This is a genomic window from Pseudomonas monsensis (assembly GCF_014268495.2).
GTDB classification, from domain to species: Bacteria; Pseudomonadota; Gammaproteobacteria; order Pseudomonadales; family Pseudomonadaceae; genus Aquipseudomonas; species Aquipseudomonas monsensis.
Genome location: NZ_CP077087.1, coordinates 2292888 through 2308135, shown reverse-complemented (window position 1 = coordinate 2308135; position 15248 = coordinate 2292888). Strand labels below are relative to the sequence as shown.

Sequence of the window (15248 nt, the reverse complement as noted above, 5' to 3'; positions counted from 1 at the left end):
TGAACATGTACAACTGGATCGACGCCCTCGCCGACCTGCAGAATCAGGGCGAACCCTGCGTTCTGGTGACGATCATCGAAGAACTCGGCTCGACCCCGCGCAACGCCGGCTCGAAAATGGTCGTCAGCGCGAAACAGACCTTCGACACCATCGGTGGCGGGCATCTGGAATACAAAGCCATGCAGATCGCCCGCGAGATGCTCGCCAGCGGCAAGCAGGACACCCATCTGGAGCGCTTCAGCCTCGGTGCCAGCCTCGGCCAGTGCTGCGGCGGCGCCACGGTGCTGCTGTTCGAACCGATGGGCCAGGTGCAGGCGCAGATCGCGGTGTTCGGCGCCGGCCACGTCGGTCGCGCCCTCGTGCCTTTGCTTGCGAGCCTGCCCTGCCGGGTACGCTGGATCGATTCGCGGGAAGAGGAATTTCCCCAACAGATTCCCCACGGCGTCCGTAAAATCGTCGCCGAAGAGCCTGTGGATGAAATCGACGACCTGCCCGCCGGCAGCTATTGCATCGTCATGACCCACAACCATCAACTGGATCTGGAACTCACCGCCGCGATCCTCAAGCGCAATGACTTCACCTGGTTCGGCCTGATCGGCTCGAAGACCAAACGGGCCAAGTTCGAACATCGCTTGCGTGATCGCGGTTTCGACCCCGGCGTCGTGCAACGCATGCGCTGCCCGATGGGCATCGGCGAAGTCAAAGGCAAACTGCCTGTGGAAATCGCCATCTCCATCGCCGGCGAAATCATCGCCACCTATAACGCCAGTTTCGGCCAGCACACCGCCAGCGCCGAACCGATTGCCAGACTGCTACCGGTTTCGCGCCGCAGTCAGGCCGCCACACTCAAAGCCTCAAACTGATTAGAGAACCCTCATGCCTCTGACTCGCAAAGCCTACCGCGCCGCCATCCTGCACAGCATCGCCGATCCTGCCGACGTCGGGATCGAAGCCTCCTACGAATATTTCGAGGACGGCCTGCTGGTGGTCGATGGTGGCAAGATCAGCGCCCTCGGCCACGCCAGCGAACTGCTGCCGACCCTGCCAGCGGACATCGAGATCACGCATTATCAGGATGCGCTGATCACTCCAGGCTTCATCGACACCCACATCCACCTGCCGCAAACCGGCATGGTCGGCGCCTACGGCGAGCAACTGCTCGACTGGCTGAACACCTACACCTTCCCCTGCGAAAGCCAGTTTGGTGACAAAAACCACGCCGATGAAGTCGCGGACATTTTCATCAAGGAACTGCTGCGCAACGGCACCACCACCGCATTGGTATTCGGCAGCGTGCACCCGCAATCGGTGAACTCTTTCTTCGAAGCCGCCGAGAAGCTCGACCTGCGGATGATCGCCGGCAAGGTGATGATGGACCGCAACGCCCCGGACTACCTGACCGACACCGCCGAATCCAGCTACGTCGAGAGCAAGGCGCTGATCGAGCGCTGGCACGGCAAGGGCCGTCTGCACTATGCCGTCACCCCGCGCTTCGCCCCGACCAGCACCCCGGAACAACTGACCCTCGCCGGGCAACTGCTGACCGAATACCCGGATCTGTACATGCAGACCCACATCAGCGAGAACCTCAAGGAAATCGAGTGGGTCAAGGAACTGTTCCCGGAGCGCAAGGGTTACCTCGACGTTTACGACCACTACCAGTTGCTCGGCGAGCGCTCGGTGTTCGCCCATGGCGTGCACCTGTGCGATGACGAATGCGCACGCTTGGCGCAAACCGGCTCGGCAATCTCGTTCTGCCCGACTTCGAACTTGTTCCTCGGCAGCGGCCTGTTCAACTTGCCGATGGCCGAAAAACACAAACTGAATGTCGGCCTGGGTACCGACGTCGGCGGCGGCACCAGTTTCTCGCTGCTGCAAACGCTGAACGAAGCCTACAAAGTCATGCAGTTGCAGGGCGCGCGCCTGAGTCCTTTCAAGTCGCTGTACCTCGCAACGCTTGGCGGTGCGCGGGCACTGCGCCTGGAAGACAAGATCGGCAACCTGCAACCGGGTTCCGACGCCGACTTCCTGGTGCTGGATTACAACGCCACGCCGCTGCTCAGCTACCGCTTGAAGCAGGCCAACAACATTGCCGAAACGTTGTTTGTGTTGATGACGCTGGGCGATGACCGGACCGTGCAGCAAACATATGCGGCGGGTGCGCTGGTGCATCAGCGCTGAGTTTTTCCAAGGCATAAAAAATCCCCCGGAGGTGTTCACCCCGGGGGATTTTTATTGCTTGTCAGATCGCCTTCGCGAGCAAGCTCGCTCCCACATAGGAATGCATTTCAAATGTGGGAGCGAGCTTGCTCGCGAAGGGAGCGACTCGGTCCAGTTTAGAGCTTGGCCACCGGACGCCCCGGTTTCTTGGTCTGCAACAAATGCGAGAACACCGCATGCAGATCATCCGACGCGCCTTCCTCATCGAGGTTGAGCTTGCTGTCGATGTGATCCATGTGATGCATCATCAGGTCCACCGCCAGCTCACCGTTGCGCGCCTCGATGGCGTCGATCAACTGGGTGTGCTCGTCATAGGAGCAGTGCGAACGGTTGCCGCTTTCATACTGGGCAATGATCAGCGAGGTCTGCGACACCAGGCTGCGCTGGAAGCTGACCAGCGGTGCGTTCTTCGCCGCTTCGGCCAGTTTCAGGTGGAACTCGCCCGACAGCCGGATACCGGCGCCGCGATCACCACGGGAGAAGCTGTCGCGCTCGTCGTTGACCATCTGCCGCAACTCGGCGATCTGCTCGGCGGTGGCGTGCTGCACGGCGAGTTCAGTGATCGCGCGCTCCACCAGACGGCGGGCCATGAACACCTGACGCGCTTCTTCAACGCTCGGGCTGGCGACCACAGCGCCACGGTTCGGCCGCAACAGCACCACACCTTCATGGGCCAGACGCGACAGCGCACGGCGAATGATCGTGCGGCTGACCCCGAAGATTTCCCCCAGCGCTTCTTCACTCAACTTGGTGCCGGGCGCCAGACGCTGTTCGAGGATGGCCTCGAAGATATGCGCGTAGACAATATCGTCCTGGGTTCCGCTGCGGCCGGCTTTGCCTGCTCGCGGTTGTTTCTTGAGGGGTTGCAACTGTTCGTTCATGGGCACTCGAGTCGGGAGAACTGCGGCGAATAGACCGTGACTGTAATACGGCACAGTAGGTCGCTGGCAAGTATCGCGTAAAAAACAGCGCGATTGTACACAATGGATGGTGGCAACACGACTGTATGGCCGTTTGTGACCTCGGCTGTATTGCAACGATCCGTTACGATTGAGTTTAGGCTTGATCGCAGAATCCGCCTTCAGCACACAATTCCCTGTAGGGATTGGTCAAAGGGGACATCTTCATCTGTATAAGGAACACCGCCGTCATGAACGACGCCACCTACACCCGGCTGCGCCCTCTGGCCGACACTTCGCCTTCGGCCATCGTCGCCGGTTTTATCGCGATGATGACCGGTTACACCAGCTCACTGGTGCTGATGTTTCAGGCCGGGCAAGCGGCCGGCCTGAGCAGCGGGCAAATCTCGTCGTGGATCTGGGCGATCTCGATCGGCATGGCGGTGTGCTCCATCGGCCTGTCGCTGCGTTATCGCACGCCGATCACCATCGCCTGGTCGACCCCGGGCGCGGCCCTGCTGATCACCAGCCTGGGCGGCGTCACGTATGGCGAGGCCATCGGCGCCTACATCACCTGCGCGGTGCTGGTGACGATTTGCGGGCTGACCGGCAGCTTCGAACGCCTGGTGAAAAAGATTCCGGCTTCGCTGGCGGCGGCGTTGCTGGCAGGGATTCTGTTCAAGATCGGCAGTGAAATCTTCGTCGCCGCGCAACACCGCACCGCTCTGGTGCTGGGGATGTTCTTCACTTACCTGCTGGTCAAACGCCTGTCGCCGCGTTACGCGGTGCTTGCCGCTCTGCTGATCGGTACAGCGCTGTCCGGGGTCATGGGGCTGCTGGACTTCAGCGCTTTTCATCTGGAGGTGGCGACACCGGTGTGGACCACGCCGCACTTCTCGCTGGCGGCGACCATCAGCATTGGCATTCCGCTGTTCGTGGTGGCGATGACCTCGCAGAACATGCCCGGCATCGCCGTGCTGCGCGCCGACGGCTACAACGTGCCGGCCTCGCCACTGATCACCAGCACCGGCATCGCCTCACTGCTGCTGGCGCCATTCGGCTCCCACGGGATCAACCTCGCGGCGATCAGCGCCGCGATCTGCACCGGGCCGCACGCCCATGAGGATCGCAACAAGCGCTACACCGCGGCGGTGTGGTGCGGGATTTTCTACGGGATTGCCGGGGTGTTTGGCGCCACATTGGCGGCGCTGTTTGCCGCGCTGCCGAAAGAACTGGTGCTGTCGATCGCCGCGCTGGCGCTGTTCGGTTCGATCATCAACGGTTTGAGCATTGCCATGACCGAGGTGAAGGAGCGTGAAGCGGCGTTGATTACCTTTATGGTCACGGCGTCGGGGCTGACACTGTTTTCCATTGGTTCGGCGTTCTGGGGAATTGTCGCGGGGGTGTTGACGTTGGTGATTTTGAATTGGCGTAAAGCTTAAGGTCAAAAGCCCCTCATCGGAACGCCGCCCGCCTAGCCCTCTCCCCGAGGGAGAGGGGACTGACCGAGGTGTTTGGAAGACATACGCCGACGTGAGATACCGAGTCGAACTCAAATTTTGACAAGCCCATAAATCGGCTCCCTCTCCAGGGGGAGAGGGCTGGGGTGAGGGGCAGACTCACCACAAATCCCAAACCGAACACCCAAACACCAGACGAAAAAAAACGGCGACCCGAAGGTCGCCGTTTTTTTCAGTATCACTTAGCCGGGTTGATCGGCTTTTCCGGATACCAGACGTCCAGCAGCGGGCTGACAGTCATACCAGTCAGTTCGCTACGGCCTTTCAACCAGGCTTCAACAGCAGCACGCTGCTCTTCGTTCACCGAGCCACGCTTCTGCAGGCATACCAGACCGAAGTCGTCGCCACCAACGTAACCCAGACCATTGGCTTCCATGGCTTCTTTGATGAAGGCTTCGAGGAAAGCGTCAATGGCTTCTTCGGACAAGTCTTCTTTGAAGTCCAGGTTCAGTTCGAAACCCAGCTCTTGAAATTCATCAACGCACAGTTTTTTGCGCAGACGCTGGGAACGGTTAGTCGCCATTGGAACAATCCTCTTAAGTATTAACGGCCGGCACTTTACCAGTTTAAGGCGTCGATTGCCCGACTCTCTGGCCCCTGAAGCCGACCGCCTGTAAAAAAATAACCTATTGGCCGGCCCGGACAAGGCACAAGCTGTAGAACCTTGGGGCATAATGCCGACACTTTCATGACCACTGAGGGCTTTTTTATCCATGTCCTCGTTATTTTTCCCCTCTTCTGCAGGGTTTTATTTCATATGATCAAATCGTTGCGTCCACTGTTTCTCGCCGGCCTTCTTCTGCCGCTGGCCCTGCCTGTTTCCTCCGCCACCCTTAATACCGCCCTCACCCCCAACGTCGAAAAAGCCCTCAAGGCCAGTAAATTGCAGCCAAGCGCGCTGTCGCTGGTGATGATCCCGCTCGACGGCCCGGGCAACCCGACCGTGTACAACGCCGACGTGTCGGTCAACCCGGCCTCGACCATGAAACTGGTCACCACCTACGCGGCGCTGGAAATGCTCGGCCCCAACCATCAGTGGAAAACCGAGTTCTACACCGACGGCGACCTCAGTGGCGGCATCCTCAACGGCAACCTCTACCTCAAGGGTGGCGGCGATCCGAAACTGAACATGGAAAAACTCTGGCTGCTGATGCGCGACCTGCGCGCCAACGGCGTGACCCAGATCACCGGCGATCTGATCCTCGACCGCAGCTTCTTCATCCAGCCACAACTGCCCGAGTTCAACGACGACGGCAACGACGAGAACAAACCGTTTCTGGTCAAGCCCGACTCGCTGCTGGTCAACCTCAAGGCCCTGCGCTTCGTCGCGCGCAATGACGGTGGTCGGGTACTGATTTCGGTGGAACCGCCGATTGCCAGCATCCATATCGAAAACACCGTCAAGGCCCTGCCCTCCAAGCAATGCACCGGCGGCGTGCGCTACAACCCGGTGACGCAGGCCGATGGCAGCGTCAACGTGACCGTGGCCGGCCAGTTGGGCGAAGGCTGCAATTCGCAGACCTACCTGTCGCTGCTCGACCACGCGACTTACACCGCCGGCGCCGTGCGCGCGATCTGGAAAGAACTGGGCGGCAGCATTCAAGGCAAGGATCGTCTCGGCGCGACGCCAGGCAACGCCAAACTGCTGGCCCGTGCGTACTCGCCGGATCTGGCGGAAATCATCCGCGACATCAACAAGTACAGTAACAACACCATGGCCCAGCAACTGTTCCTGAGCCTCGGTCAGCGCTTTCGCAACGACGCCGACGGTGATGACGCCAAAGCCGCGCAGCGCGTAGTACGTCAGTGGCTGGCGAAGAAAGGCATTACCGCGCCGCATCTGGTGATGGAGAACGGTTCCGGCCTGTCCCGTGCCGAACGCGTCAGCGCCCGCGAGATGGCGAACATGCTGCAAGCGGCGTGGCACAGCCCGTATGCCGCCGAGTACATCAGCTCGATGCCGATCGCCGGCACCGATGGCACCATGCGCAAACGCCTGAAAACCACAGCGATGCGCGGCGAAGCCCACGTCAAGACCGGCACCCTGAACACCGTGCGTGCAATTGCCGGCTTCAGCCGCGACGTCAATGGCAATACCTGGGCGGTGGTGGCGATCCTCAACGACAAGGCGCCGTTTGGCGCATCGTCGGTGCTGGATCAGGTGCTACTGGATCTGTACAAGCAACCGAAACTGCCGCAGACCGCTTCGGCGCTCTAAGCCGCCCAAAGCAGGCTGCGATCTTTAGATTTTGTGGGAGCGGGCTTGCTCGCGAAGGCGTCAGTTCAGTCAGTATTTTTGGCGACTGGCACGCCGCCTTCGCGAGCAAGCTCGCTCCCACAGGGGAACCGCGTCGCGGCCTAACTCATCTGCTCGACGCGATCGCGCCCGCGCTGCTTTGCCATATACACCCCCGAATCCGCCCGCAGCAGCAACGCATCCGCGCCCTCCCCCGGCCGCCAGCTGGCGATGCCGAAACTCGCCGTCACCACCCCGACCACATCCACCGGCGCACTGCGCAAGCCTTGCCACAACTCCACCGCCAGCATGTACGCATGCTCACCGTCGATGTCCGGGCAGAGCACCATGAACTCTTCGCCGCCCAAGCGGCAAAACACATCGGTACGCCGCAGGCGATGACCAATACGCTCGCACACCGCTTGTAACACCCGGTCGCCCATGGCGTGGCCATACTGATCGTTGATGCGCTTGAAATGGTCGATGTCGAGCATGATCACCGACAACTCGCCGCCGCCCCGTTCGACGCGAGCCATTTCAGTGGTCAGGCGCTCCTGGAAATAGCGCCGGTTGTGAATCCCGGTCAGCGAGTCGGTTACCGACAGCGCACGCAATTCTTCCTCCACTCGCTTCAGGTCGGAGATATCCGAGATGTAGCCGTGCCACAACACGCCGCCACCCGGCAGTTCCTCCGGGGTCGCCTCGCCGCGCACCCAACGCAGGCCGCGCTCGGGTAATTGCACGCGATACTCCTCGCGCCACGGGCTGAGGCTGTCCGCCGAGGCACGAATCGAGGTGCGTACGCGGGTGACGTCCTGCGGATGAATACGCGTGAAGATTGCCTCGGCATTGAACAGCAACACGTCGGGTTCCAGCTCGTAGATCTCACGGATGCCGTCGCTGGCGTAGATCACGCTGAAACGCCCGTCGAATTCCATCTTGAATTGATAAATGCCGCCGGGCACGTGGGCGCTGAGCTTCTTCAGCAACACGTCCCGCGCCGCCAGCACTTCGTGCACACGCTTGCGCTCGGTGATGTCGATGCAAATCGCCAGATGGCCGACCCACAAGCCCTGCTCATCCAGTACCGGGGTGGCGAGCATGTTAACCGGTAGATGACTGCCATCGCTGCGCACCAGCGTCCATTCGCGTGCTTCGTGGCCACCGACTTCACCGCCCTCGACCAACATCGCATGGCAGGTAGGAATGCTTTTGCCATAACGCGCGCTCAATTCCGCCGCCCGCGCACTCAACTCGCGGGGCAAGTGCAGGTTTTCCAGAGTCATGTGGCCGACGACATCGGCACTGCTGTAACCGAGCATCTGCTCGGCGCCGGGATTGAAGGTGTTGATCACCCCGCGCAGGTCGGTGGCGATAATTGCCACCTGGGTCGCGGCGTTCAACACCCCGCGCAACTGGCCGTGGGTGCCGCGCAACTCCTGTTCGCGCTCGTGCAATTCCTGGGTGCGCAACTGGACCATGCGCAAGGCACGCTGGCGCTGGCTGACCAGCACATACAGCAAGGCGCTGAGCAGCAGGCTGAGCAAACCACCGAGAATCACCACACTGCCGACCGACGAATGGTTGGCCTGCATAAAGGCTTCGCTCGGCAGGATGTCAACCTGGTAATCGTGATCGGCCATGCGCAGCAAGCGGGTGGCCGACAAATCGCTGGCCGCCGGCTCGTTGGTCGATTCGAACAGCACCTCATGCTGATCAGTGACTGACAGATCGAGGATGCGCACCGACAGGTAGTCATGAGACGCATCCGGCAAGCCGTCGGCCAGCAACTGGCGCATGCTGATCACGGCCATCGCGTAGCCGAACGGTCGCGGCTGGCCCTCGCGGCTCACCGGCGCCACCAGCAGCACGCCGCGGGCGTAAGACGGCTCGATGCTGACCAGATGCATCGGTTGCGACACCGCCAGACTGGCGAGCTTGTCCGCGCGCTGCAAGGTGTCGCGGCGCAGCGGCTGGGCCAGCAAATCGTAGCCCAACGGCGAGCCGAGACGGCTCTGGGTCTGGCTGTACAGCACCGGCACGTATTCGTCGCGGATCGCGGCCAGTTGCAACTCGCCCTGGGCATTAAGTTCGCGGATGGTAAACGTGCTCAGGCCTTCGTCACGCACGCGCTGCTCGAACGCGGCGCGCTCGGCACCGCTGACCCGCAGGGCAAACGAATAGGCCTGGGTGCGCAGCAACAGAGGGCGGGTATAACCGTCGAATTCGGCGCGGGACACCGACTCGGAGTTGGCGAAGAAGCGGCGCAGGCCATCCAGGCGTTGCTCCTGATCCTGAAAGCGCTCTTCGATGCGGCTGTAACGTTCATTGGCCAGCAGTTGAAAACGCTGACGCAATTGCTGATGGAACTGGTTGAGGGTGGCCCAGGCGAGCAGCCCCGTGAGAATCCCGCCGGCGAGCAATACCAGCAGCGCGACCAGCCAGGCCGAGACTTCTTCGCTGATAAAACCCAGGATCTTTGGGCGCACGGGGTGCAACGACATAAAGGCAACTCACTACGCCAGTGTTCCGGGGAAACCCCATTGGCCATGAGTTGAGTTATAGCTATTAGCCATTAATTTGGCTAGCACTGAACGGATCCAAGAGCCTTTAAAAATCAAGGCTCTGTGGATCCAACTTTGGCAAGTGTCAACGAGCCGTGATTTTCCAGGCGCGGTGGATCTTGGTGTTGCGGGCGAAATCCGGATCAATGGTTTGCGCGCTGATTTCCTCGACCGCATAGCGCTCGGTCAGGTTTTCCTCCAACTGGAACTTGCGGAAGTTGTTGGAGAAATACAGCACGCCACCGGTTGCCAGACGCGCCATCGCCAGGTCGATCAACTGCACCTGATCACGCTGCACGTCGAAGATGCCTTCCATGCGCTTGGAGTTGGAGAAGGTCGGCGGATCAATGAAGATCAGGTCGTACTCGTCGCGGCTGCTTTCCAGCCACGCCATCACATCGCCCTGCTCCAGACGGTTCTTGTCAGAGAAACCGTTCAGCGACAGGTTGCGGCGTGCCCAGTCGAGGTAGGTTTTCGACAGGTCGACGCTGGTGGTGCTGCGTGCGCCGCCCTTGGCCGCGTGCACGCTGGCGGTCGCGGTGTAGCAGAACAGATTGAGGAAGCGTTTGCCGGCGGCCTCTTTCTGAATGCGCATGCGCATCGGCCGGTGGTCGAGGAACAGGCCGGTGTCGAGGTAGTCAGTGAGGTTGACCAGCAACTTCACACCGCCTTCGCTCACCTCATTGAACTTGCCCTGCGCCGCCTGACGCTCGTACTGCTTGGTGCCACTCTGGCGCTCGCGGCGTTTGACCACCACGCGGCTCTTGTCGACATTCAGTGCCTGCGGGATCGCTGCCAAGGCGTCGAACATGCGCGCCGAGGCTTTTTCCGGGTCGATCGACTTCGGCGCGGCGTATTCCTGGACGTGCACCCAGTCGTGGTACAGGTCGATGGCCATGGCGTATTCCGGCATGTCGGCATCGTAGACGCGGTAGCAGTCGATGCCTTCGCGCTTGACCCACTTGCTCATCGCCTTGAGATTCTTTTGCAGGCGGTTGGCAAACATCTGCCCGCCTTCGCTCAAGCGCGGCTGCTCGATCACCGGTGCCGGAGCGGGCGTCGGTTTGATCGGGTTGCCGTTCTTGTTGAACTTGCGCTCTTGCGGCTCGTCCGGGGTCTGGTCGTATGCCGCTTGTTCGCGTTCGGCCTGACGCTGCTCCGGGGTACGACGCTCGCCAGTGACGAACTGATCCGGCAGCACCTTGATCAGCAGCAGCTTGCACGGCAGCGCGCCGTTCCAGAACGAATACTGTTTGTGGCTGCGGATGCCCATGCGCTTGCCCAGGTCCGGCGCGCCGGTGAACACCGCGGCTTCCCAGTTCAGGCAGGCCTGACGCAGGCGCTCGCCGAGGTTCTGGTAGAGGTACAACAGACTGGCTTCGTCACCCAGACGCTCGCCGTACGGCGGGTTGCAGATCACCAGACCTTTCTGGTTCTGGTCCGGACGCGGCTCGAAGGTCGCGACTTCGCCCTGGTAGATCTTGATCCACTCGCTCAGACCGGCGCGCTCGACGTTGTTGCGGCCCGGCTGAATCAGACGCGGGTCGGCTTCGTAGCCGCGAATCCACAGCGGTGGCTTGGCCAGACCGGCAGCGGCACGCTCGACGGCTTCTTCATGGAGCTTTTTCCACAGCGCCGGGACGTGACCCAGCCAAGCGGTGAAGCCCCACTGCTCGCGGCGCAGGTTCGGCGCCATGTCGGCGGCGATCATGCCGGCCTCGACCAGGAACGTACCGACACCGCACATCGGGTCAGCCAGCGCGCCGCCTTCGGCCGCAATGCGTGGCCAGCCGGAACGGATCAGAATCGCCGCGGCGAGGTTTTCCTTCAGCGGCGCCGCGCCCTGCTGCAAGCGATAGCCGCGCTGGTGCAGGCTGTGGCCGGAGAGGTCGAGGGAGAGGATCGCTTCGCCGCGATCCAGACGCAGGTGAATGCGCAAGTCCGGGTTGAGCTTGTCGATGCTCGGGCGATCGCCCTGCGGGGTGCGCAGTTTGTCGACGATGGCGTCTTTGACTTTGAGGGCACCGAAGTGGGTGTTGTCGATACCCGAGCCGTGGCCGCTGAATTCGACAGCCAGGGTGCCGTCGGCCAGCATGTGATCCTGCCAGTCGATGTCGAGCACGCCGTGATACAGGTCTTCGGCGTCCTTCATCGGGAAACGCTTGAGCACCAGCAACACGCGGTTGGCCAGACGCGACCAAAGGCACAGGCGATAAGCGGTTTCCATGCTCGCCATGCCACGCACGGCGGAAGTGTGCTCGCGCGCTTCTTCAAGGCCAAGCCCGACGGCTTCCTCGATGAGCAGGCCTTCAAGGCCTTTAGGGCAAGTGAGGAAGAGTTCGAAACGGTCGGACATGGTATTTCCAGAGCCTTTGGCTAGTGAATCGGCAACGCATTGCCGATCCGGTTTTCAATCAGGCGCTTTTCTAAAAGAGCGCCCGCGTGGCACGAAGGTGTGCCGTTCCATCCCCGCTGCTCGGGTTAAAGGAGCTTAGATGCCGGGACAGATAAAAAAGTTGATGAAACAAAAAGTCTTAAAGCGACCCTTCGTCGCTTATTAACCTAGCGCAAACGTGGGTCATTCTCACTAAAGGATTAACCCCACCATCCAGCGCGGAGCCGATCATACCGGGGTTTGCGGAAAAAACGTTCATGAAACCCGTCGTTACTTATGGCTGTAGCACTATTTTCGTTACGTCCTTATGACAAAACGATCATTCCCTCGGTGTGACTCATTGGTTAGAACTGACCACAGGTTGACGTCGCAACGGCGTCAACACCTTGGCTCGCCACGCCGGCAGCGAGCCGCACCCCGGCAGAGTTTTCTGCCAGACCTCGGTTGAGGTCAACGCGACACAAACAGTCAACAAGTGAGGGAAACACCCTATGAGAAGACTTAAGCGTGATCCGTTGGAAAGAGCATTTTTGCGCGGATATCAATATGGCGTTGGTGGCAAATCCCGTGAGCTTTGCCCATTTACTCTACCGTCGGTACGCCAAGCCTGGATCAACGGCTGGCGAGAAGGACGCGGCGACAACTGGGACGGTATGACCGGCACTGCGGGAATCCACAGACTCAACGAACTTCACGCCGTTGGCTGACACAGGGCACTGACTGCAACACGACAATCTGAATTTCTAGCGACTTACCATGCACGTCCTTCCCGGACGGCGGGCTACGGCCCAGGGGCTCCTTCGAGGAGCCCTTTTTTATGCCTGTCACATTATTTGTGCTGCACACACCGGTGGGAGCGAGCTTGCTCGCGAAAGCGTCTATTCAGTCAATATCTACAGAGACTGACACACCGCTTTCGCGAGCAAGCTCGCTCCCACAATTGGATCAACGCAGGGCGGCGATGGCGTCGACCGATTCGCGGATCAGCGCCGGGCCTTTATAGATGAAGCCCGAATAAATCTGCACCAGGCTCGCACCCGCCGTAATCTTCTCGGCCGCATGCTTGCCTTCAGTAATGCCGCCGGCCGCGATGATCGGCAACCGGCCACCCAGTTCCGCCGCCAGCACCTTCACGGTGTGGGTGCTCTTGTCACGCACCGGGGCGCCAGACAGACCGCCCGCCTCGTCACCGTGCTCCATGCCTTCGACGCCGACGCGGCTCAGGGTGGTGTTGGTGGCGATCACCGCGTCCATACCGGTCTCGATCAGCGCCTGAGCCACTTGCGCGGTCTCTTCATCGGTCATGTCCGGAGCGATCTTGATCGCCAGCGGCACATGCTTGCCGTGTCGCAGGGCCAGCTCGGCGCGACGCGCCGCCAGATCCGCCAACAATTGCTTGAGCGAATCACCGAACTGCAGGCTGCGCAGGCCCGGAGTGTTCGGCGAGCTGACGTTGACCGTGACATAGCTGGCATGGGCATACACCTTGTCCAGGCAGATCAGGTAATCGTCCACCGCGCGCTCGACCGGGGTGTCGAAGTTCTTGCCGATGTTGATCCCCAGCACGCCCTTGTATTTGGCTGCAGCGACCCGCGCCAGCAGGTTATCCACACCGAGGTTGTTGAAGCCCATACGGTTGATGATCGCTTCGGCTTCCGGCAGGCGGAAGATTCGCGGTTTCGGGTTGCCCGGCTGCGGACGCGGGGTCACGGTGCCGATTTCGACAAACCCGAAGCCCAGTTGCGCAAAGCCGTCGATGGCCGCGCCGTTCTTGTCCAGACCGGCCGCCAGACCCACCGGGTTCGGGAAGTCCAGGCCCATGACCGTCACCGGCACGTGCGCCGGCTTCTTGCACAGCATGCCGTTGAGCCCCAGACGCCCACCCGCGCCGATCAGATCCAGCGACAGATCGTGAGAGGTTTCCGGGGAAAGTTTGAACAACAGCTGACGGGCCAGGGTGTACATGGGCGGCGATGACTCGGGCGGCGAAAAGAGGCGGCGATTATAGCCGGGCAACACCCCGGCGCGCGAGGCGCACGCGCAAATCGCCACGAGTGGCATATGCCTTGCACCTTTCCCCGGTATCAGCCTGCAAGCCAACGACGGCGTGCGGCTCAGGACAATGGCGTCGTCCTCGGTTTTTGCCTGTGCAAAAGCCCGGGACGGCGTTTTTTTTCAAGGTGGCTTTTTATGAATGATTCGTCCGTCGGGCCGCTGGCCTGGGTCAATGGCAGTGATGCCCCGGAAAAAAGCGCGATCGACCTCGGTTTCATGGCCCTGAGCGATTGCGCCTCGGTCGTCGTCGCTGCCACTCAAGGCTTCGCTCAGCCTTATGGCCTGACCCTCAACCTCAAGCGCCAGACGTCGTGGGCCAATCTGCGCGACAAACTGGTCAGCGGTGAACTCGACGCCGCCCATAGCCTTTACGGCCTGATCTACGCCGTCCATCTGGGCATCGGCGGCGTCGCTTCGACGGACATGGCGGTGTTGATGGGCCTGAACCAGAACGGTCAGAGCCTCAACCTCTCCCACGGCCTGCAAAACCTCGGCGTGATCAGTCCTGAAGCGCTGGATCGCCACGTGCACCAAAGCCGCGCAAAACTGACCTTCGCCCAGACGTTTCCCACCGGCACCCATGCCATGTGGCTCTACTATTGGCTGGCGAGCCAGGGCATTCATCCGTTGCAGGACGTCGACAGTGTGGTGGTGCCGCCACCGCAAATGGTTGCGCACTTGCAGGCCGGGCGCATCGACGGATTTTGCGTCGGCGAACCGTGGGCAGCCAGCGCGGTGCAGCAGGATCTCGGTTTCACGATGGCGACCAGCCAGAGCATCTGGCCCGATCACCCGGAAAAAATCCTTGGCTGCACCCGTGAATTTGTCGAGCAGTACCCCAATACCGCGCGGGCGCTGGTGATGGCGGTCCTGGAAGCCAGCCGCTTTATCGAAGAAAGTCCGGAAAACCGCCGCAGCACCGCACAATTGCTCAGCGCGCCGGAATATCTGGACGCTCCGCTTTCGTGCATCGAACCGCGTTTTCTCGGTGATTATGCCGACGGCCTCGGCAATCGCTGGCAGGATCCGCACGCGCTGCGTTTTCACGGCAACGGCGAGGTGAATCTGCCGTATCTATCGGACGGTATGTGGTTCATGACCCAGTTCCGCCGCTGGGGCCTGCTGCGCGAAGACCCGGATTACCTCGCCGTCGCCCGCCAGGTTCAGCAACTGGATATCTACCGCGACGCCGCCACCGCTGTCGGCGTCGCCGCGTGGGGCACCGACATGCGCAGCAGCCAGTTGCTCGACGGCAAGGTCTGGGACGGCAGCGATCCGGCCGGTTTCGCCCGCAGCTTCAAGCTGCACGCCCTGAGCGATGACGCTCCCCTACTCGCCCGCCGCTGACAGGAGACCGCC

General features: G+C 61.1%; 11 protein-coding genes. 6 read left to right on the top strand and 5 right to left on the bottom strand.

Going from position 1 to position 15248, the window contains the following annotated elements; all coding sequences use genetic code 11:
• The first annotated feature begins 5 nt into the window (after positions 1 to 5).
• Together xdhC and guaD are read left to right on the top strand one after the other, a co-directional pair.
• Entirely contained in the window at positions 6 to 863 is an 858-nt protein-coding gene (gene xdhC / locus HV782_RS10160; protein ID WP_186744787.1) for a xanthine dehydrogenase accessory protein XdhC, read from the top strand.
• Between the two features lie 13 nt (positions 864 to 876).
• Complete coding sequence (guaD, locus tag HV782_RS10155) at positions 877 to 2181, top strand: guanine deaminase (protein ID WP_123463600.1); 1305 nt, start codon at positions 877 to 879, stop codon at positions 2179 to 2181.
• A gap of 155 nt (positions 2182 to 2336) precedes the next feature.
• On the opposite strand, the gene HV782_RS10150 is transcribed toward guaD, so the two are convergent.
• Positions 2337 to 3101: a GntR family transcriptional regulator gene (locus HV782_RS10150; RefSeq protein ID WP_186744789.1), complete on the bottom strand. Its 765-nt coding sequence runs from the start codon at positions 3099 to 3101 to the stop codon at positions 2337 to 2339.
• A gap of 269 nt (positions 3102 to 3370) precedes the next feature.
• Between HV782_RS10150 and HV782_RS10145 the strand changes: the two genes are divergently transcribed.
• Complete coding sequence (locus tag HV782_RS10145) at positions 3371 to 4561, top strand: benzoate/H(+) symporter BenE family transporter (protein WP_186744791.1); 1191 nt, start codon at positions 3371 to 3373, stop codon at positions 4559 to 4561.
• 256 nt (positions 4562 to 4817) lie between these two features.
• Here HV782_RS10145 and HV782_RS10140 read toward each other — a convergent pair whose 3' ends face one another.
• Positions 4818 to 5162, bottom strand: a complete 345-nt coding sequence (locus HV782_RS10140) for a YggL family protein (RefSeq protein ID WP_186744795.1) — start codon at positions 5160 to 5162, stop codon at positions 4818 to 4820.
• A gap of 234 nt (positions 5163 to 5396) precedes the next feature.
• Here HV782_RS10140 and dacB point away from each other — a divergent pair, with 234 nt between their 5' ends.
• Positions 5397 to 6857, top strand: coding sequence for a D-alanyl-D-alanine carboxypeptidase/D-alanyl-D-alanine endopeptidase (dacB, locus tag HV782_RS10135; RefSeq protein ID WP_186744797.1), 1461 nt, complete (start codon positions 5397 to 5399; stop codon positions 6855 to 6857).
• A 140-nt stretch (positions 6858 to 6997) separates the two neighbouring features.
• Here dacB and HV782_RS10130 read toward each other — a convergent pair whose 3' ends face one another.
• Both HV782_RS10130 and rlmKL read right to left on the bottom strand, forming a co-directional pair.
• On the bottom strand, positions 6998 to 9379 hold the full coding sequence (locus HV782_RS10130; protein WP_128614965.1) for a sensor domain-containing diguanylate cyclase: 2382 nt from the start codon (positions 9377 to 9379) through the stop codon (positions 6998 to 7000).
• Between the two features lie 145 nt (positions 9380 to 9524).
• Positions 9525 to 11795 (bottom strand): bifunctional 23S rRNA (guanine(2069)-N(7))-methyltransferase RlmK/23S rRNA (guanine(2445)-N(2))-methyltransferase RlmL, encoded by a 2271-nt coding sequence (gene rlmKL / locus HV782_RS10125; RefSeq protein ID WP_123463612.1) that lies wholly within the window; start codon positions 11793 to 11795, stop codon positions 9525 to 9527.
• 530 nt (positions 11796 to 12325) lie between these two features.
• Here rlmKL and rmf point away from each other — a divergent pair.
• Positions 12326 to 12541 (top strand): ribosome modulation factor, encoded by a 216-nt coding sequence (gene rmf / locus HV782_RS10120; protein WP_003223300.1) that lies wholly within the window; start codon positions 12326 to 12328, stop codon positions 12539 to 12541.
• Between the two features lie 238 nt (positions 12542 to 12779).
• On the opposite strand, the gene HV782_RS10115 is transcribed toward rmf, so the two are convergent.
• A complete protein-coding gene (locus HV782_RS10115; protein WP_186744799.1) occupies positions 12780 to 13799 on the bottom strand; it encodes a quinone-dependent dihydroorotate dehydrogenase in 1020 nt (339 codons plus the stop codon).
• A 225-nt stretch (positions 13800 to 14024) separates the two neighbouring features.
• Here HV782_RS10115 and HV782_RS10110 point away from each other — a divergent pair, with 225 nt between their 5' ends.
• On the top strand, positions 14025 to 15236 hold the full coding sequence (locus HV782_RS10110) for a CmpA/NrtA family ABC transporter substrate-binding protein (protein WP_186744802.1): 1212 nt from the start codon (positions 14025 to 14027) through the stop codon (positions 15234 to 15236).
• Positions 15237 to 15248 lie beyond the last annotated feature (12 nt).